Here is a 17,498-nt window from a genome sequence, read left to right on the forward strand (position 1 = left end):
GCGGCGGACGCACTCGCCGCCCCCGGAGGCGTTCCGTGCCCGTACGGCGTCACATCACGTCCTTGCAGTAGGGCACGGTGCCGGTGTTGGCGACGTAGCGGGCCGACACCCAGGTGGGGCGGTCGCGCAGCAGGTACCAGACGGTGTTGCCGTCGACGTTCTGGGCGCGGACCTTGCACCGCAGGCCGATCTGCGTCCGGTAGGGGAGGCGTCCTCGGGACGAGGAGTCGGTGCTGGGGAACTGGCGCTCGTAGACCCCGTCGGTGCCGACGACGGTTCCGTACGGCCGGGCGGGCTGGGCCTGGGCCGGGGCCGTGACGGCCGCGGCGCCGACCAGGAGCACGGCCACCGCCGTTCCGGCCGCCGCGCCGGGCCGCCGGGGCTGGGCAGGGGGCATGCGGGTTCTCCTCTCGCGAGGCGGGCAGGGCAGCAGCGGCCGTCCCACCCGCCGGCCCCGGGCAAACCCCGCCTCCGCCACTCGCCCGCCTTCGGGCATCCGATCGGAGGGGCCCGCACCGGCCGGCCCGTGTCGGCCCCCGTGTCAGTCGGAGTCCGCGGCGCGGTCCGCGCGGCGGCCCCGGGGGCCGCGGCAGGTCCGTGCGTACGAGCCCGCCTCCCGCGCGGCGGTCTCCGCGTCGCCGTCGCGGATCGCGTCCACCAGCCGCTCGTGGTCCAGGTACTCCTCGGAGCGCAGCTCCTCTCCCACGTCGTTGCGGAGGAAGGTGCGCAGGACCGTGCCGAGGTCCGCGTACAGCGCGGTGAGCACCTCGTTGTGGGAGGCCCTGACGATCGCCAGGTGCAACGTGACGTCCGCCTCCACGAAGCGTTCCACCTCGCCCGTCTCCCAGGCCGCCTCGCGCCGCTCCAGCAGGGTCCGCAGTTGGCGCAGCTCCTGGTCGGTGCGGCGGTGCGCGGCCAGTCGGGCGGCCTCCGCCTCCAGCACCGAGCGCAGTTCGGCCACGTCGCGCGGATCGGCGTCGGCGAAGCGGCGGTGCATCACTCCGGCCAGCTCGCTGGTGGCCACCACGTAGGTGCCCGAGCCCTGCCGGATGTCCAGCAGCCCGTTGTGGGCGAGCGCCCGTACGGCCTCGCGCACGGTGTTGCGGGCGACCCCGAGCTGTTCGACCAACTCGGGCTCGGTCGGGATGCGGGAGCCGACCGGCCACTCGCCGGAGGTGATCTGGTCGCGCAGGGCGTCGATCACCTGGTCGGCCAGGACGGACCGTCGGGGCGAGGTCAGGGGCATGGCACTCCCCGAGTGGGCGGGCGCATGATCACGCGCATGAGATGGCCTCGATTCATCCGATGATTCTATGATGTTCGCCATGGCCAACGACCCCGCGACCATCGACCAGCAGGCGGACGGCAGGACTCCGACCAGCGTAGGGACCCGCCCCGCCGCGCGGGCGGACACGGCGGCCTCCCCCTGGGCACGGCGGCTGCTGATCGCCGGCCTCGTCCTGGCGGCGCTCAACCTCCGCCCCGCCATCACCGAACTCGGCCCCCTCCTGGAGGAGGTCCGCGAGGGACTGGGGATGAACGGCACCGTCGCCGGACTGCTCACCTCCGCGCCCGCGCTGTGCTTCGCCGTCTTCGGCAGCGCCGCGCCCCGCCTGGCACGCCGCCTGGGACCGGCCGCCGTGGTGCTCGCCGGCATGGCCGCCGTCACCGCCGGCCTGGCGCTGCGTCCCCTCGCGGACGGCACGGGCCCGTTCCTGGCCGCCAGCGGGCTGGCGCTGGCCGGCATCGCGGTGGGCAACGTGCTGATGCCGGTGGTCGTCAAGCGCTGGTTCCCGGACCGGATCGGCCCGATGACGGGCCTGTACTCCATGGCCCTCTCCCTGGGCACCGCGGCCGCCGCGGCCCTCACCGTCCCGGCGACCCGGGCCCTGGGAGACGACTGGAGGACGGGCCTGGCGTTGTGGGCGCTGCCGGCCGCGCTCGCGCTGGCGGTCTGGCTGCCGATCGTGCGCGGCCGGCACGCCCGCGCCGCGTCCGCCCCGGATGCCGGCGCCCCGGCCGACGGCCCGGACGCGGATGACCGGACGCCTCCCGTCCGCATCACCCGTTCCGTCACCGCCTGGGCCCTCGGCGTCTTCTTCGGCTTCCAGGCCACCGCCGCCTACATCACGATGGGCTGGCTCCCGCAGATCTTCCGCGACGCCGGGGTCCCCGCCCCCACCGCCGGGCTGCTGCTCGCGGTCACCATGGGCCTGGGCATCCCCCTGTCCTTCGTGCTGCCGCGGATCGCCGCGCGGCTGCGCCACCAGGGACCGCTCGCCGTCGCGCTGGCCGTGTGCGGGCTCGGAGGGTACGCCGGGCTCTGGTTCGCCCCGGCGGAGGGCGCCTGGGTCTGGGTGCTGCTGCTGGGCGTCTCCAACTGCTCCTTCCCGCTGGTCCTCACCCTGATCGGGATGCGGGCGCGCACCGGCGCCGGGGTCGCCCGGCTCTCCGCCTTCGCACAGGGCACCGGCTACCTGATCTCCATCCCCGGCCCGCTGCTGGTCGGCGCCCTCCACCAGCACACCGGGGGCTGGCACGCCCCCCTGACCCTGATGGCCGTCCTGATGGCCGCCCAGCTCTGCGTGGGCCTGGTGGCGGGCCGGGACCGGTGCGTCGAGGACGAGCTCCGAGTGCGACACTGAACCCATGCCAGTGCTGGAACCCAACCCCCGCAACGGACAGAAGAAGCTGCTCGCCGTCCTCGGCGCGATGCTGGGCATCACCGTCGTCATCGCCGTCATCGCCACCGCCATCGCCCCGTAGCCGCGTCCCGGCGACCCGCGTCGCATCCCCTCGGACACGGGCGGTGGTGGGGCAGGCCCCACCATCCCCTAGGGGGTCGGGCTCAGGGAGCAATGGGTGGCTCACCGGATGGGACCGCCGCCGCGCGCCCCGTAGCGTCTCGGTGGATCGACCGAGCACCGCGCGACACCACGGAGGCGAGCCCGATGACGGCCCACGCACCCACCAGGACCGACCACCGGAGGGCGGCCGGCGGGGTGGACGCGCGGCTGCCGTGGTGGGCCGTGACGCTGCCCGTGATCGCCTTCGCCGTGCTGCTGGCGCTGACCGTCGGCGGCGGCGAGGCCGGCGCGGCCGAGCCCCCGCGGGACCTCGTCCGGCTGCTGGAACTCCTCCGGAGCCTCCTGCGGCAGTGACGCGAGCCGACCCGTGAGCGATCCGCGGACGGCCACGGGCGCCGGTGACCACCGGGTCACCCGGTCGGGGAGGGTCCCCAACTCCTCGCGCCACGCGCCGCCATTCGTGCGAAGCTGGACGCATGAGCGTCGATGTGCCCCGCAGGATCGTCATCCTCCGACACGCCAAAGCCGACTGGCCGCCCCAGGTGGCCGACCACGACAGGCCGCTCGCGGAGCGGGGCCGCAAGGACGCCCCGGAAGCGGGCCGTTGGCTCGCCGCGAGCGGCATCGTCCCCGACCTCACCCTCTGCTCCACCGCCGACCGCACCCGCGAGACGTGGAAGCTGGTCGCCCACGAGCTGCCGAAGCGGCCGAAGACGGTGTACGAGGAGCGGCTCTACGAGGCCGTGCTCGGCCGGCTCATCGAGGTGGTCAACGAGGTGTCGGACGACGTCCGGGACCTGATGCTCGTCGGGCACAACCCCGGCATGCACGCGCTGGCCGACGCCCTGGCGGGCGAGGCCGAGGGAGACGCCAGGACCCGTCTGGACCGCATCGGCTTCCCCACCTCGGCCATAGCCGTGGTCTCCTTCACCGGGTCCTGGAAGTCCGTCGAGCACGGGGTCGGCCGGCTGGAGGCCTACTGGGCGCCGCACGAGTAGGACACCGCGCGAGCGGACCACCCACGGTGCCGCGTCCCCCTCGGGGCGCGGCACCCGTGCCCGCGCCGGTCACGCCCGGGCGGCGTCGGCCGCCTCGACCTCCTCGCGCGTGATGCCCAGCAGGTACAGCACGGTGTCCAGGAACGGCACGTTCACCGCCGTGTGCGCCGCCTCCTGGACCACCGGCTTGGCGTTGAACGCCACGCCCAGCCCCGCGGTGTTGAGCATGTCCAGGTCGTTGGCGCCGTCACCGATCGCCACGGTCTGGGCGAGCGGAACCCCGGCCTCGGCCGCGAAGCGGCGCAGCAGCCTCGCCTTGCCCGCCCGGTCCACGACCTCCCCGACGACCCGGCCGGTCAGCTTGCCGTCGACGATCTCCAGGGTGTTGGCCGAGGCGAAGTCCAGGCCCAGCCGCTCCTTGAGATCGTCGGTGACCTGCGTGAAGCCGCCCGAGACCACACCCACCTGGTAGCCCAGACGCTTGAGAGTGCGGATGAGGGTGCGGGCGCCCGGCGTGAGCCGGACCTCGGAGCGCACCTTGTCCACCACCGACTCGTCCAGCCCCTCCAGCAGCGCCACCCGCGCGTGGAGCGACTGCTCGAAGTCCAGCTCGCCGCGCATCGCGGCGGCGGTCACCTCCGCGACCTTCTCCTCGCAGCCGGCGTGCGCCGCGAACAGTTCGATCACCTCGTCCTGGATGAGCGTGGAGTCCACGTCCATCACCACCAGGCGCTGCGCGCGGCGGTGCAGCCCGGCGGCCACCACGGCGATGTCCACGCCCAGGGCCGCCGACTCGGGGGCCAGCGCGGTCCGCAGCGCCTCGGTCTCCGTCCCCGAGACGGCGAACTCCACGGCCGTCACCGGGTACTTCGCCAGCCGGAAGATCCGGTCGATGTTGCCGCCGACCCCCGTTATCCGGGCGGCGACGGCCGCCGCCGCCTCGGCGGTCAGCGGATTGCCCAGCACGGTGACGTGGGAGCGGCCGGTGCCGCGCGGCCGGTTGTCGCCCCGACCGGAGATGATCTCCGCCTGGAGCCGCATCGACTCCGCCCAGGTGTGCACCGTCGCCCGCAGGCTTCCCTCGGCGCCGTCCCCGCCGGGCGTGGTGACCAGGGCGCACAGGGTTATCCGTCCCCGGGTGACGACCTGCTCGATGTCGACGACGTCGACCGAGTAGGCGGCCAGGGTCTCGAAGAGGCCCGCGGTGATGCCGGGCCGGTCCTTGCCGAAGATCTTCACCAGGAGGGTGGGGGTGTCCCCGCCGATGGCGGCGGGGACGGGCGGCGGAGTCTGCGAAGCGCTCATGATGATCCCTACGGTATCGAGCACCGATGCGGTTCCGTACGCACGTCCGTACCCCGGACAGCCCGCGACGGCGCTGTTCGGCGCCCGCTCGTCCGGCCGCCGGCGCGGTCCCGCACGGGGCGCCCGAGACGGCCGTTCCGGTACGGCCCCGTACGGATGCGCACCGTTTCCTCACGGTCCGTGCGGACGGGCGCGGGTCCGTCGTCGCCGGTACCCGTTTCTCCCGGGATCGCTCCCGCCGGGACGACGCGGACCGTAGCGGTTCCGCAACCATCCGCCGGGGTCGACTTTCTGTCAGGAGCCGGAGCCTGGAATAGTTCCTCCACGATGTTCGCCATCCCTAGACCCTCTGCCGCACAGGGGGTAGCTCGGGGGACAACTTTGTGGGGCATGGAGTGCCGGAACTCGTACTGGAATTGAACGGACGGACCTGGACGCTCGACCCGTCCAGGTCCTACGCCCTGGGGCGCGATCCCCAGGGCGACATCGTGGTCGACGACGCCAGGGTCTCCTGGCGGCACGCCGTACTGCGCTGGGGTGGGAACGCCTGGATCCTCGAGGACCAGGGCAGCACCAACGGAACGTACGCACAGGGCCGGCGCGTCCAGCAGGTGCAGATAGGCGCCGGCTCGGTCGTCCATCTGGGCAACGCCACCGACGGGCCCCGACTGGGCTTCTCCGGCCAGGCCGCGGGCGCGCCCGCCGCCGGCGCCCACGGGGTCCAGGCCGGTGCCCAGGCCGCGATGGCCGCGCCGCAGGCGTCCGCCCGGCAGCCGATGGCGCAGCCGCAGCACGGCGGTCCCGCCTGGAGCCCGCAGCCGCAGGCCCCGCAGCAGGCGGGGCCCGGGCAGGGTCCGCACGGACAGCCCGTGCACCAGCAGTCGGTGCCGCAGCAGTACGCGCCGGGGCCCGCGCAGGGCGGCGCGCCCCTCCACGGCGACCACCGCAGCCCGACCACGTTCCACCAGCTCTCGCTGGGCCGCGTCATGCGGATCGGCCGTGCGCTGGAGAACGACCTGGTGGTCTCCGACCTCCAGGTGTCCCGGCACCACGCGGAGTTCCGGGCCACCCCCGACGGTCGCTTCGAGATCCGCGACCTCGGCAGCCACAACGGCACGTACGTCAACGGCCAGCCGCTGCCCAAGTCGGGGTCGGCGGTCATCGGGCCGGACGACATCATCGGCATCGGCCACTCGACCTTCCGGGTGGTCGGCGACCGGCTCGAGGAGTTCGTCGACACCGGCGAGGTCGCCTTCTCCGCCCGCCATCTGACGGTCAAGGTCGACGGCGGCAAGGTGATCCTCAACGACGTCACCTTCGGCGTTCCCGAGAAGTCCCTGGTCGCCGTCATCGGCCCGTCCGGCTCCGGCAAGTCCACGCTGCTGCGCGCGCTCACCGGCTACCGACCGGCCGACATCGGCGAGGTCCTCTACGACAACCGGAACCTCTACAAGCAGTTCGCCGAGCTGCGCCGGCGCATCGCCCTGGTCCCGCAGGACGACATCCTCCACAAGGAACTGACCATCCGCACCGCCCTGCGCTACGCCGCCAAGCTGCGCTTCCCCGGCGACGTCGCGGAGGCCGAGCGCAACGCGCGGATCGAGGAGGTGCTGGCCGAGCTCAAGCTCGACATCCACGCCAACAAGAAGATCACCTCCCTCTCCGGCGGCCAGCGCAAGCGCGTCTCGGTCGCGCTGGAACTGCTCACCAAGCCGTCGCTGATCTTCCTGGACGAGCCGACCTCCGGCCTCGACCCGGGCATGGACCGCGACGTGATGCAGCTGCTGCGCGGCCTGGCCGACGACGGCCGCACCGTGCTGGTGGTCACCCACTCGGTGGCCGAGCTGGCCCTGTGCGACCGGGTCCTGGTGATGGCCCCGGGCGGCGGTGTGGCCTACTTCGGCCCGCCGGAGGAGGCCCTCAACTTCTTCGGCTACGAGAGCTGGGCGGACGTCTTCTCGGCCTTCGAGAACTACCGCGACTACGACTGGATGGGCCGCTGGCGGGGCTCCCAGCACTACCAGCTCTACGCCGCCGAGATCGACGCGGCCGCGCCCCAGACGCAGCAGTTCGCCCCGCCGCCGTCCCGGCCGCCCAAGCCGCAGAGCTGGGGCTCGCAGCTGTGGACGCTGACCCGGCGCTACACGTCGGTCATCGCGTCCGACGTCGGCTTCCTCGTCCTGATGGTGCTCCTGCCCGTGATCCTGGGCGCGGTCAGCGTCGTGATCCCCACCGACCACGGACTGCGGGCCAACCCCAACCCCGGCGGGTTCAACCAGCACGCGGGCACGATCCTGCTGATCCTCGCGGTCGGCATGTGCCTGTCCGGCGCGGCCAACTCCGTCCGCGAACTGGTCAAGGAACGGGTCATCTACGAGCGGGAGAGGGCCACCGGCCTGTCCCGGTCCGCGTACCTGATGTCCAAGGTGATCGTCCTCGGGGTGATCACCGCCCTCCAGGGCGTCATCATCTGCGCCATCGGCTTCTCGGTGCGGGAGCTGCCCGACGAGGGCCTGTTCCTCCCCACGGCCGTCGAGCTGTGCATCGGGATCATCGCGTTCGGCCTCACCTCGATGATGTTCGGCCTGGTGATCTCCTCGCTGGTGAAGACCTCCGAGATGACCATGCCCCTGCTGGTGGGCTTCGCGATCGTCCAGCTCGTCTTCACCGGCGTGCTCTTCCAGGTCTTCGACTCGCCCGGCATCGAGCAGGTCGCCTGGCTGATGCCCTCGCGCTGGGCGATCGGCGTGCTGGGGGCGACCGTGGACCTGTCGCACACCATGGCCCCCTGGGACCGTGAGAACCCCACCAACCTCGACCCGCTGTGGGAGCACAGCGCCGGGGTGTGGGCGATGGACCTGGCGATCCTGCTGGCGATCGGCGTCGTCTGCGGCATCGCGGTGGCCCGTCTGCTGCGCCGCCACGAGCCGGAGGTCATGCGCAAGTAACCGTCGGCCGCGTCACGCGCACGGAGTGCGAGGGCGGTGTCCCCGGAACCGGGGGCGCCGCCCTCGCCGCGTGTGCGCGGCGCCGCGCCTCTGCGACCGCGGTCCTACGACCCCCGCCCGGCGCGAGGGGAGACGACGGGCCGATCCGGTCGCGCGCCCCCGGCAGTACGGTGGGGCGCATGGTCCCCAGAACCGGGCTGGCGGCCGTCGGCGCCGCCCTGCTCGCCATGAACCGGCACCTCCAGGTGCGCGACGTCCTCCAGACGATCGTCGCCTCCGCCCGCGAACTCCTCGACGCCCGGTACGCCGCGCTCGGCGTCCCCGACGACCACGGCGGCTTCGCGCAGTTCGTGGTGGACGGGGTCGACGACGAGCAGTGGAAGGCGATCGGCCCGCTGCCCCGCCAGCACGGCATCCTCGCCGCCATGCTCCGCGACGCCTCCCCGCAGCGGCTCGCCGACGTCCGCCGCGACCCGCGCTTCGAGGGCTGGCCCGCCGCGCACCCGGAGCTGGCCGACTTCCTCGGCATGCCGATCGTCGACGGCGAGGAGGTGCTCGGCGCGCTGTTCCTCGCCAACAAGCGCGGCGGCAGGCAGGGCGACCAGCACGGGGACGGGCACGGAGAGCGGGGCGACAAGAGCGGCCCCGCCGACCGGCGGTACGGAGCCCCGGAGGACGGCTGCGGCTTCACCGAGGAGGACGAGGAACTGCTGCGCCTCCTCGCCGAGCACGCCGCCATAGCCCTCACCAACGCCCGCCTCTACGAGCGCAGCCGCGAGCTGACCATCGCCGGGGAACGCGCCCGCATCGCCCACGAACTGCACGACGCCGTCTCGCAGAAGCTGTTCTCCCTGCGCCTGACCGCCCAGGCCGCCACCGCCCTGGTCGACCGCGACCCCGGCCGCGCCAAGGAGGAACTGCGGCAGGTCGCGCGGCTGGCCGCCGAGGCCGCCGACGAGCTGCGGGCCGTCGTCGTCGAACTGCGCCCCGCCGCCCTCGACGAGGACGGCCTGGTCGCCGCCCTGCGCACCCAGGTCCAGGTCCTGGACAGGGCGCACGGCGCGTCCGTCACCTTCGACAGCGAGGGGGTGCGGGCGCTGCCCGCCGCCCAGGAGGAGGCGATGCTGCGAGTGGCGCAGGAGGCCCTCCACAACGCCCTGCGCCACTCCGGGGCGGACCGCGTCACGGTCACCCTCACCCGCCGCGACACCGCCACCGTGCTGCGGGTGGCCGACGACGGCCGCGGCTTCGACCCCTCCGCGGTGCGCCGCGCCGGCCGCCACCTCGGCCTGGTGTCGATGCGCGACCGGGCGGGCGGGGTCGGCGGCACGCTGACGGTGGAGTCGGAGCCCGGCAAGGGCACCGTGGTCGAGATGGAGGTGCCCTGTGGCTGACGGGCTCGCCGCAGTGATCAGAGTCCTGCTGGTGGACGACCACCAGGTCGTACGCCGGGGCCTGCGCACGTTCCTGGAGGTCCAGGACGACATCGAGGTGGTCGGCGAGGCCGCCGACGGGATCGAGGGCGTGGCCCGCGCCGAGGAACTGCGCCCCGACGTCGTCCTGATGGACGTGAAGATGCCCGGCACCAGCGGCATCGAGGCCCTGCGCACGCTCCGCGAGGCGCAGAACCCCGCACGGGTGCTGGTCGTCACCAGCTTCACCGAGCAGCGCACCGTCGTCCCCGCCCTGCGCGCCGGAGCCGCCGGCTACGTCTACAAGGACATCGACCCCGACGCGCTGGCCGCGGCCATCCGCTCCGTCCACGCCGGGCACGTCCTGCTCCAGCCGGAGGTCGCCCAGGCCCTGCTCTCCCAGGAGGAGACCGGCGGCGGAGCGGGCCGCGGCACCGCCCTGACCGAACGGGAGAGGGAGGTCCTCGCCCTGATCGCCGACGGACGCTCCAACCGGGAGATCGCACGGCACCTGGTGCTCTCCGAGAAGACCGTCAAGACGCACGTGTCCAACATCCTGATGAAGCTGGACCTCGCCGACCGCACCCAGGCGGCGCTGTGGGCGGTCCGGCACGGCGTGACGGGCTGACGCGCGGGCCCGGCCGGCTCAACGCCGTTCGCGCTCCTCCACGTACGCGTTGTAGGCCGCCACCTTCGCCCGCCGCGCCGTCCGCTCCACCGGCCGCAGCACCTCGACCCGCGCCGCCATCGCGCCCGCGCTGACCGCGCCGCCGTGCTCCGGCCCGTACGCGATGTCCACCAGCGCGCCCACCCGCTGCGCCAACTCCAGAACCCGCACCGCGCGCGGCGGATAACCCGGCGCCAGCAGGCGGCGGCTCGCCTCCGCCCGCGCCCGGTACGCCTCCAGCGCCGCCTCCGCCACCGGCCCCGACCCGGCCACGTCCAGCCGCGTCAACGCCTCGACCGCCTCGCGCATCGCCTCCGCCAACTCGCGCTCGGCCTCGCCCAGCGACGGCACGTCCGCGGGCGGTGCCTCGCGCACCGGCAGGCAGCGCCACACCACCTCGGAGTACACGTCCCCCTCCGGACCCGCCTCGCTCACCTCCGGCACCAGCCCCAGCGCCGCCCCCACGGCGACCACCGCCTCCCCGGCGTCCAGGGCCAGGGCGTTGAACTCCGGCGGTCCGCTCAGCCCCAGCGGATGCCCCGGCGCGGGCAGGGCCAGCCGCAGCCCCCTCACCCCCAGCGCGCGCAGCCGGCCGAGCGCGAGGGTGAGGCCCACCTCCCCGGACTCGCCCGGCAGACCCGCCACCCGGTGGACGGCATCGCCGCCCACGATGCGCGGCGCGGCGTCGTCCGGCGGGACCACTCCGGCGAACAGGGCATTTCCCCAGGCGGTCAGCCGCCCGGAACGAGGTTCATCGAGCATGCCCCCAGCCTAAGGACAGCACCGCGACGGACGTGGCGTAGGTTTTCCCTGGGGACTGTGCCCACAGGCACAGACGACAGCAGCGACTGCAAATGGGAGACAACGCGCCATGAGCGATGTTCTGGAGCTGGTGGACGTATCCGTGGTCCGCGAGGGTCGGGCTCTGGTGGAAGACGTCTCCTGGTCGGTCAAGGAGGGGGAGCGCTGGGTCATCCTCGGCCCCAACGGCGCCGGCAAGACCACCCTGCTCAACATCGCCTCCAGCTACCTCTACCCGTCGTCCGGGACCGCGACCATCCTCGGCGAACGGCTCGGCAGGGTCGACGTCTTCGAACTGCGCCCCCGCATCGGCATGGCGAGCAGCGCGCTCGCCGAGAAGCTGCCGCGCGACCAGACCGTGCTCCAGACCGTCCTCACCGCCGCCTACGGCATGACCGCGGGCTGGCGCGAGCACTACGACCCGGTCGACGAGGAGCGCGCCCTCGCCTTCCTCGACCGCCTCGGGATGAGCGCCTACCTCGACCGCAGGTTCGGCACCCTCTCCGAGGGCGAGCGCAAGCGCACCCAGATCGCCCGCGCCATGATGACCGACCCCGAACTGCTGCTCCTGGACGAGCCCGCCGCGGGCCTCGACCTCGGCGGCCGCGAGGACCTGGTCCGCCGGCTGGGCCGGCTCGCCCGCGACCCGTACGCCCCCTCGATGATCATGGTGACCCACCACGTCGAGGAGATCCCCCCGGGCTTCACCCACGTGTTGATGATCCGTCAGGGCAAGGTGCTCACCGCCGGACCGGTCGAGACCGAGCTGACCTCCAGCAACCTCTCGCACTGCTTCGGACTGCCGCTGATCGTGGAGCACCACGGCGACCGCTGGACGGCGCAGGGTCTCCCGCTCGGGTGATCGGCGCCCTACCATGACGGTGTGGACGCATGGGTGTGGTGGCTGATCGCCGCCGTAGGGCTCGGAATCCCCCTCGTGCTGACCGCCATGCCCGAGTTCGGCATGCTCGCGGTGGGTGCCATCGCGGGCGCGGTCGTCGCCGGACTCGGGGGAGGAGCGGTGGCCCAGGTGGCCGTCTTCGCGGTGGTCTCGACCGCGTTGATCCTCGTCGTCCGTCCCATCGCCAGACGCATGCAGACACAGCGTCCCGAACTGCGAAGCGGCGTGGACGCCCTGACGGGGCGTCAGGCGATCGTCCTCGAAACGGTGGACGCCCACGGGGGACGCATCAAGCTCGCCGGCGAGGTCTGGTCCGCGCGCGCCCTCGACACGAGCGCGACCTACGAGCCCGGTGCGCAGGTGGACGTGGTGGAGATCGACGGGGCCACCGCCGTCGTGATGTGATAGCGGGTAACCGCACGGTCACACCGTCGTCGCGGTCAGCGCGACATCCATAGCGACATCCGTAGAACGCAGGGGGAGACACGATGGACGCCATCATCATCGTGCTGATCATCCTGGTGGTGCTGGTCTTCATCGCACTCATCAAGACGATCCAGGTCATTCCGCAGGCCAGCGCCGCGATCGTGGAGCGCTTCGGCCGCTACACCCGGACCCTGAACGCGGGTCTCAACATCGTCGTCCCGTTCATCGACACCATCCGCAACCGCGTCGACCTCCGCGAACAGGTCGTCCCCTTCCCGCCGCAGCCGGTGATCACCCAGGACAACCTGGTGGTGAACATCGACACGGTGATCTACTACCAGGTCACCGACGCGCGGGCCGCGACGTACGAGGTCGCCAGCTACATCCAGGCCATCGAGCAGCTCACCGTCACCACCCTGCGCAACATCATCGGCGGCATGGACCTGGAGCGCACCCTGACCTCCCGCGAGGAGATCAACGCCGCGCTGCGCGGCGTCCTGGACGAGGCCACCGGCAAGTGGGGCATCCGCGTCAACCGCGTCGAGCTCAAGGCGATCGAGCCGCCGACCTCCATCCAGGACTCGATGGAGAAGCAGATGCGCGCCGACCGCGACAAGCGCGCCGCGATCCTCCAGGCGGAAGGCGTCCGGCAGTCCCAGATCCTCACCGCCGAGGGCGAGAAGCAGTCCGCCATCCTCCGCGCGGAGGGCGAGGCCAAGGCCGCCGCGCTCCGGGCCGAGGGCGAGGCCCAGGCGATCCGCACGGTCTTCGAGTCCATCCACGCCGGCGACCCGGACCAGAAGCTCCTGGCCTACCAGTACCTCCAGATGCTCCCCAAGATCGCCGAGGGCGACGCCAACAAGCTGTGGATCGTGCCCAGCGAGATCGGCGACGCCCTCAAGGGACTCGGCGGCGCGTTCGGCAACCTCGGCGGCTCCGTCCCCACCCCTTCCGGCGGCCCCTCCGGAGACGGCGGCACCGGCCGCTCCGACCTGACCAAGCGCCGCGAGCAGCCCCCGATCGACTGACCGCGGCCGGCGGAGGCGGCCGGGCACACCTCCTGCGCACACCCCGTACACCACCCCGACACACCGTGGCGGCGCCCCTCGGGCATGATCGGTGCACTGGACACCGATTCTCGGCCGAGGGGCGTGGCACGTGGACATCTGGGAGGCGCTGGCGGTCTTCGCCGCCGGCATCGGCGCGGGCACCATCAACACGATCGTGGGCTCAGGGACCCTGATCACCTTTCCGGTCCTGCTCGCGGTCGGCCTCTCCCCGGTCACCGCGAACGTCTCCAACGCGCTGGGCCTGGTCCCCGGCTCCGTCAGCGGCGCCATCGGCTACCGCCGCGAACTGCGCGGACAGCGCGACCGCGTCCTGCGGCTGAGCAGCGTGGCCTTCATCGGCGCCCTGGTCGGAGCGGCCCTGCTGATCATGCTGCCGTCCACGGCGTTCGACATGATCGTCCCGGCGCTCATCGCGCTCGCCCTGGTGCTCGTCATCGCCCAGCCGCGCCTGTCCCGCGCCGTCCAGCGCCGGCGCGAGCGCAACGGGCACCAGGGCCACCCCCACGGCGGCCCCGTCCTCCTCGGCGGCATCACCCTGTCCAGCGCGTACGGCGGCTACTTCGGCGCCGCCCAGGGCGTCATCTACCTCGCCCTGATGGGACTGCTCCTCCGCGAGGACCTCCAGCGCATCAACGCCGTGAAGAACATCCTCGGCGCGGTCGTCAACGGCACCGCCGCGCTCTTCTTCCTCTTCGTCGCCGAGTTCGACTGGACCGCCGTCCTGCTCATCGCCGTCGGCTCGGCGGTGGGCGGTCAGCTCGGCGCCCGCCTGGGACGCAAGCTGCCGCCCACCGCCCTCCGCGCGGTCATCGTGGCCGTCGGCGTGGTGGCGATCCTCCAGCTCCTCCTGGGGTGACCGCGCCGGGCCGGCCGCTCAGGCCGAGGCGGGCAGCGGCAGCCAGTCCGGCAGCGAGTCGCCCTCCCGCAGCCCCAGCGCCAGGACCAGCGCGTCCGCCGGAGTGGGCTCGAACGGCTGCGTGAGCAGCCGCATCCCCGCCTGCGCGGGCGTGCGGTCCGCCTTGCGGTGGTTGTCCTCCGCGCACGCCGCCACCGTGTTCAGCCACGTGTCGCCCCCACCGCGCGAACGCGGCACGATGTGGTCCACCGTGGTCGCCCGGCGCCCGCAGTAGGCGCACCGGTGCCGGTCCCGCACGAGCACACCGCGCCGCGACCACGGCGCCCGTTGTCGGAAGGGAACCCGTACGTATCTGCGGAGCCTGATCACCTGCGGCACCGGCAGGTCGATGTGCGCCGCCCGCACGCGCAGCCCCGGGTGGGACTGTTCGACGACGACCTTGTCCTGCATCACCAGCACCACCGCGCGCCGCAGCGACACCGTCGACAGCGGCTCGAAACCGGCATTGAGCACCAACGCCTCGCGCATCTCACCCACCTCCGGGCCCGGGCCCCGCCCCCGTGGCGAGGTGGCACCACTGTGCCGTTGCCCCACGAGGTGAACAACGCAATTTCCCCACGTTGTACGGGAGATGCCCACGGACCGGCCGCCGGGTGACGATCATGGAAAACAGTCGTGCACGGCACGGACCGGCACGGACCGGAAACGGAGAAGGCCCCGCGCGGGGGCGGTGCGCGGGGCGGTGGAGGGGCGGCCCGGGTGTCAGTCCTGCGCGGGCACCTCGTACTCGCCGATGAGCTGCGCCCGGGCCAGCGTGTGGAACCGCAGGTTGAAGCCGACCACGGCGGGCGACGCGTCCGCGTCCACCCCCAGCTTCTCGGTGTCCACGGCGTACACCGTGAAGACGTAGCGGTGCGGGCCGTCCCCGGGCGGCGGCGCGGCCCCGCCGAAGTCCCTGGTGCCGTAGTCGTTGCGCACGTGCACGGCGCCCTCGGGCAGGCCCTTCATCTCACCCGTGCCGGCGCCCGCGGGCAGCTCCGTCACGGTCGCCGGGATGTCGAACACCGACCAGTGCCAGAAGCCGCTGCCGGTCGGCGCGTCCGGGTCGAAGCACGTGACGGCGAAGCTCTTCGTCTCCTCCGGGAACCCCTCCCACCGCAGGTGCGGAGAGGTGTTCCCCTCGGCGTAGACCTGGTCGGGCTTCAGTCGGGCGCCCTCGGACACATCGTCGCTGACGACCGTGAACGACGGCACCGGAGGATGGAAGTCGTGGGGGAGTGGGCGCCGCTTCTGCTCGGTCACGTCGGAACCTCCTCGGTAGCGCGACATCGCTGCGCCGCCAGCCTATCGATCTTCACCCCCGCGGACGGAAACACCGTGGCGGGCCGAGCCCCGGACGCGCGGGGGGCGCGGCCCGCACGGGACCGCGCCCCACACCCGACGCACGCCGTCCGGCGGACGCGGACCGGGATCAGAACCAGTTCCGCTTGCCGCCGACCTCGGCCAGCCACTGGTTGAGGTAGGCGGTCCAGTCCGTCTGCCGGAAGTTCGCCAGGTCCATGGTGAAGGAGCGGTACGTGTCGCTGCCCTCGCTGAACAGGCCGGGCTTCTTGTCCATCTCCAGGACGACGTCCATCTCGCGCTCGTCCGCGACGAAGCTCAGCTCGACCTGGTTGAGCCCGCGGTACTGCTGCGGAGCCAGGAACTCGATCTCCTGGTAGAAGGGCAGCTTCTGCCGCGTCCCGCGGATGTGTCCCTGCTCCAGGTCCGCGTTCTTGAAGTGGAAGCCCAGACCCGCGAACGCGTCGAGGATCGCCTGCTGGGCGGGGAGCGGGTGGACGTTCACCGGGTCGAGGTCGCCGGAGTCCACGGCCTTGGCGATCGCCAGCTCCGTCTTCACCCCGATGTTCATCCCGGTCAGGTGCCGGCCCATGAACATGGTGATCGGGGTCTCCCACGGCACCTCCAGCCCGAACGGCACCGTGTGCACGGCCCCCGGCTGGAGCTCGAAGGAGCCGCCGAGCTGCCGGCGGTGGAACTCGATGTTCTTGTTGTACTCCTCCTCGCCGCCCTCGACCTCGACCTTCGCCTGGAGACCGACCGACAGCCCCTGGATCTCCTGGACGACCGAGCCGCCCTGGATCCTCACCTCGCCCTGGACCACACCGCCCGGCACCACGTTCGGCTCGGTCAGCACCGTCTCCACGGACGCACCGCCGATGCCCACGCTCGCGAACAGCTTCTTGAAGCCCATGTCTTCCTCCCCCAGGCCCTGGCCTGTGTGTCGCGTCGGACTGTGTAAACGCCGGCAGTCCGTCGGACGGTTCCACCGTCCGGGCCGCCGCCCGCGATCGTCACCCGATGGCTGCACTACGCTCGACCGGCGTGACCGCAGAGCAAGACCGTATGCCCCTGCCCCGCGACTTCTTCCACCGCCCCGTTCTGGAGGTCGCCCCTGACCTGCTCGGGCGCGTCCTGGTCCGCACGACCGAGGACGGCCCCGTCGAGCTGCGCCTGACCGAGGTCGAGGCGTACGCGGGGCGGATCGACCCCGGGTCGCACGCCTACCGCGGCCGGACCGAGCGCAACGCCGTGATGTTCGGCCCGCCCGGCCACGCGTACGTCTACTTCACCTATGGCATGTGGCACTGCCTCAACCTGGTCTGCGACGGCGAGGGCACCGCGAGCGGTGTGCTGCTGCGTGCGGGCGAGGTGGTGAGAGGCCGGGAGTGGGCCCGCAAGCGCCGTCCCAAGGCGCGCAACGACAACGAGCTGGCCAAGGGCCCCGCCCGCCTGGCCACGGCCCTGGGCGTGGACCGCGCCCTGAACGGCACCGACGTCTGCGGGAACGACCCGGAGGCCCCCCTCCGCATCCTCACGGGCACCCCGGTCCCGGCGCACCGCATACGCACCGGCCCGCGCACGGGCGTGGGAGGCGAGGGAGCCGCCCACCCGTGGCGCTACTGGATCGCCGACGACCCCACCGTGAGCCCTTACAGAGCGCACCAGCCACGTCGTCGGAAGACGGTGCTTGACGCCAGGGTGCCCGAGGTCTAACGTAGACCGAGCCGCTGGAACGGGACGAGGTCCTCACGGCGACCGAAGCGGTCGCGTGAGCGAGAGGCCCGGAGCGGACAAACCACCAAACCAGGGATCCCGGCAGGGGTCGTTTCCGCTGTGCGGAAAGCCAACCCGAATGGCTCGATTATGAGTCGCCGGAAAGATCCGCTAAAGTGGTGGACACACCGAGAGGGAAGCGCCCGGAGGGGCCCCGGAGAGGGGTCGCGAAGGAAGCGTCCGTTCCTTG

The 17,498-nt window shown here is 72.7% G+C and carries 19 protein-coding genes; 12 read left to right on the forward strand and 7 right to left on the reverse strand.

The genetic code is table 11. The features are described 5' to 3' along the window. Positions 1-49: 49 nt before the first annotated feature. A complete protein-coding gene (locus ABD335_RS26490) occupies positions 50-397 on the reverse strand; it encodes an SH3 domain-containing protein (protein ID WP_344328013.1) in 348 nt (115 codons plus the stop codon). 144 nt (positions 398-541) lie between these two features. Continuing rightward, positions 542-1,246 (reverse strand): FadR/GntR family transcriptional regulator, encoded by a 705-nt coding sequence (locus ABD335_RS26495; protein WP_344328015.1) that lies wholly within the window; start codon positions 1,244-1,246, stop codon positions 542-544. 79 nt (positions 1,247-1,325) lie between these two features. On the opposite strand from ABD335_RS26495, the gene ABD335_RS26500 reads away from it, so the two are divergent. From ABD335_RS26500 to ABD335_RS26515, 4 genes are all read left to right on the forward strand, one after another. Then, positions 1,326-2,645, forward strand: coding sequence for a CynX/NimT family MFS transporter (locus ABD335_RS26500; protein ID WP_425583751.1), 1,320 nt, complete (start codon positions 1,326-1,328; stop codon positions 2,643-2,645). 4 nt (positions 2,646-2,649) lie between these two features. Beyond that, positions 2,650-2,766 (forward strand): SGM_5486 family transporter-associated protein, encoded by a 117-nt coding sequence (locus ABD335_RS26505; RefSeq protein ID WP_344328017.1) that lies wholly within the window; start codon positions 2,650-2,652, stop codon positions 2,764-2,766. Between the two features lie 185 nt (positions 2,767-2,951). Further along, on the forward strand, positions 2,952-3,161 hold the full coding sequence (locus ABD335_RS26510) for a hypothetical protein (RefSeq protein WP_344328018.1): 210 nt from the start codon (positions 2,952-2,954) through the stop codon (positions 3,159-3,161). A 122-nt stretch (positions 3,162-3,283) separates the two neighbouring features. Next, the gene (locus ABD335_RS26515; RefSeq protein ID WP_344328020.1) at positions 3,284-3,805 is read left to right on the forward strand and encodes a SixA phosphatase family protein; all 522 of its coding nucleotides are present in this window, start codon (positions 3,284-3,286) and stop codon (positions 3,803-3,805) included. A gap of 69 nt (positions 3,806-3,874) precedes the next feature. On the opposite strand, the gene serB is transcribed toward ABD335_RS26515, so the two are convergent. Then, positions 3,875-5,110: a phosphoserine phosphatase SerB gene (serB, locus tag ABD335_RS26520; RefSeq protein WP_344328022.1), complete on the reverse strand. Its 1,236-nt coding sequence runs from the start codon at positions 5,108-5,110 to the stop codon at positions 3,875-3,877. Between the two features lie 383 nt (positions 5,111-5,493). On the opposite strand from serB, the gene ABD335_RS26525 reads away from it, so the two are divergent. The 3 genes from ABD335_RS26525 (at position 5,494) to ABD335_RS26535 (ending at position 10,098) form a co-directional block, all read left to right on the forward strand. After that, positions 5,494-8,058, forward strand: a complete 2,565-nt coding sequence (locus ABD335_RS26525; RefSeq protein WP_425583752.1) for an FHA domain-containing protein — start codon at positions 5,494-5,496, stop codon at positions 8,056-8,058. A gap of 179 nt (positions 8,059-8,237) precedes the next feature. After that, positions 8,238-9,452: a GAF domain-containing sensor histidine kinase gene (locus tag ABD335_RS26530; protein WP_344328026.1), complete on the forward strand. Its 1,215-nt coding sequence runs from the start codon at positions 8,238-8,240 to the stop codon at positions 9,450-9,452. Beyond that, positions 9,445-10,098, forward strand: coding sequence for a response regulator (locus ABD335_RS26535; RefSeq protein WP_344328029.1), 654 nt, complete (start codon positions 9,445-9,447; stop codon positions 10,096-10,098). The genes ABD335_RS26530 and ABD335_RS26535 overlap by 8 nt, the downstream gene beginning before the upstream one ends. A gap of 18 nt (positions 10,099-10,116) precedes the next feature. On the opposite strand, the gene ABD335_RS26540 is transcribed toward ABD335_RS26535, so the two are convergent. Beyond that, positions 10,117-10,899, reverse strand: coding sequence for a hypothetical protein (locus tag ABD335_RS26540; RefSeq protein WP_344328030.1), 783 nt, complete (start codon positions 10,897-10,899; stop codon positions 10,117-10,119). 109 nt (positions 10,900-11,008) lie between these two features. Between ABD335_RS26540 and ABD335_RS26545 the strand changes: the two genes are divergently transcribed. The 4 genes from ABD335_RS26545 to ABD335_RS26560 all read left to right on the forward strand — a co-directional run bounded on the left by ABD335_RS26545 (position 11,009) and on the right by ABD335_RS26560 (position 14,191). Next, the gene (locus ABD335_RS26545) at positions 11,009-11,800 is read left to right on the forward strand and encodes an ABC transporter ATP-binding protein (RefSeq protein WP_344328031.1); all 792 of its coding nucleotides are present in this window, start codon (positions 11,009-11,011) and stop codon (positions 11,798-11,800) included. A gap of 21 nt (positions 11,801-11,821) precedes the next feature. Next, positions 11,822-12,244, forward strand: a complete 423-nt coding sequence (locus tag ABD335_RS26550) for an NfeD family protein (RefSeq protein ID WP_344328033.1) — start codon at positions 11,822-11,824, stop codon at positions 12,242-12,244. An 83-nt stretch (positions 12,245-12,327) separates the two neighbouring features. After that, positions 12,328-13,293, forward strand: coding sequence for an SPFH domain-containing protein (locus ABD335_RS26555; RefSeq protein WP_344328035.1), 966 nt, complete (start codon positions 12,328-12,330; stop codon positions 13,291-13,293). 130 nt (positions 13,294-13,423) lie between these two features. Then, a complete protein-coding gene (locus tag ABD335_RS26560) occupies positions 13,424-14,191 on the forward strand; it encodes a sulfite exporter TauE/SafE family protein (protein ID WP_344328036.1) in 768 nt (255 codons plus the stop codon). Positions 14,192-14,209: 18 nt separating this feature from the next. Here the strand turns inward: ABD335_RS26560 and ABD335_RS26565 are convergent, their stop codons facing one another. The 3 genes from ABD335_RS26565 to ABD335_RS26575 all read right to left on the reverse strand — a co-directional run bounded on the left by ABD335_RS26565 (position 14,210) and on the right by ABD335_RS26575 (position 16,445). Then, a complete protein-coding gene (locus tag ABD335_RS26565) occupies positions 14,210-14,719 on the reverse strand; it encodes an HNH endonuclease (protein WP_344328037.1) in 510 nt (169 codons plus the stop codon). Positions 14,720-14,953: 234 nt separating this feature from the next. After that, complete coding sequence (locus tag ABD335_RS26570) at positions 14,954-15,493, reverse strand: YbhB/YbcL family Raf kinase inhibitor-like protein (RefSeq protein WP_344328039.1); 540 nt, start codon at positions 15,491-15,493, stop codon at positions 14,954-14,956. A 169-nt stretch (positions 15,494-15,662) separates the two neighbouring features. Then, entirely contained in the window at positions 15,663-16,445 is a 783-nt protein-coding gene (locus ABD335_RS26575; RefSeq protein WP_344328041.1) for a sporulation protein, read from the reverse strand. Between the two features lie 131 nt (positions 16,446-16,576). Here ABD335_RS26575 and ABD335_RS26580 point away from each other — a divergent pair, with 131 nt between their 5' ends. Then, a complete protein-coding gene (locus ABD335_RS26580; RefSeq protein WP_344328043.1) occupies positions 16,577-17,248 on the forward strand; it encodes a DNA-3-methyladenine glycosylase in 672 nt (223 codons plus the stop codon). Positions 17,249-17,498: the final 250 nt, after the last annotated feature.

Source organism: Streptomyces macrosporus (genome assembly GCF_039533145.1).
Taxonomy (GTDB): Bacteria; Actinomycetota; Actinomycetes; order Streptomycetales; family Streptomycetaceae; genus Streptomyces; species Streptomyces macrosporus.

Excerpts from the sequence above, each read along its gene's own strand:
- ABD335_RS26495 (WP_344328015.1), bottom strand. The coding sequence starts at position 1,246 with ATGCCCCTGACCTCGCCCCGACGGTCCGTCCTGGCCGACCAGGTGATC.
- ABD335_RS26555 (WP_344328035.1), top strand. The coding sequence starts at position 12,328 with ATGGACGCCATCATCATCGTGCTGATCATCCTGGTGGTGCTGGTCTTC.
- ABD335_RS26540 (WP_344328030.1), bottom strand. The coding sequence starts at position 10,899 with ATGCTCGATGAACCTCGTTCCGGGCGGCTGACCGCCTGGGGAAATGCC.
- serB (WP_344328022.1), bottom strand. The coding sequence starts at position 5,110 with ATGAGCGCTTCGCAGACTCCGCCGCCCGTCCCCGCCGCCATCGGCGGG.
- ABD335_RS26575 (WP_344328041.1), bottom strand. The coding sequence starts at position 16,445 with ATGGGCTTCAAGAAGCTGTTCGCGAGCGTGGGCATCGGCGGTGCGTCC.
- ABD335_RS26565 (WP_344328037.1), bottom strand. The coding sequence starts at position 14,719 with ATGCGCGAGGCGTTGGTGCTCAATGCCGGTTTCGAGCCGCTGTCGACG.
- ABD335_RS26545 (WP_344328031.1), top strand. The coding sequence starts at position 11,009 with ATGAGCGATGTTCTGGAGCTGGTGGACGTATCCGTGGTCCGCGAGGGT.
- ABD335_RS26500 (WP_425583751.1), top strand. The coding sequence starts at position 1,326 with ATGGCCAACGACCCCGCGACCATCGACCAGCAGGCGGACGGCAGGACT.
- ABD335_RS26505 (WP_344328017.1), top strand. The coding sequence starts at position 2,650 with ATGCCAGTGCTGGAACCCAACCCCCGCAACGGACAGAAGAAGCTGCTC.
- ABD335_RS26490 (WP_344328013.1), bottom strand. The coding sequence starts at position 397 with ATGCCCCCTGCCCAGCCCCGGCGGCCCGGCGCGGCGGCCGGAACGGCG.
- ABD335_RS26530 (WP_344328026.1), top strand. The coding sequence starts at position 8,238 with ATGGTCCCCAGAACCGGGCTGGCGGCCGTCGGCGCCGCCCTGCTCGCC.
- ABD335_RS26510 (WP_344328018.1), top strand. The coding sequence starts at position 2,952 with ATGACGGCCCACGCACCCACCAGGACCGACCACCGGAGGGCGGCCGGC.
- ABD335_RS26515 (WP_344328020.1), top strand. The coding sequence starts at position 3,284 with ATGAGCGTCGATGTGCCCCGCAGGATCGTCATCCTCCGACACGCCAAA.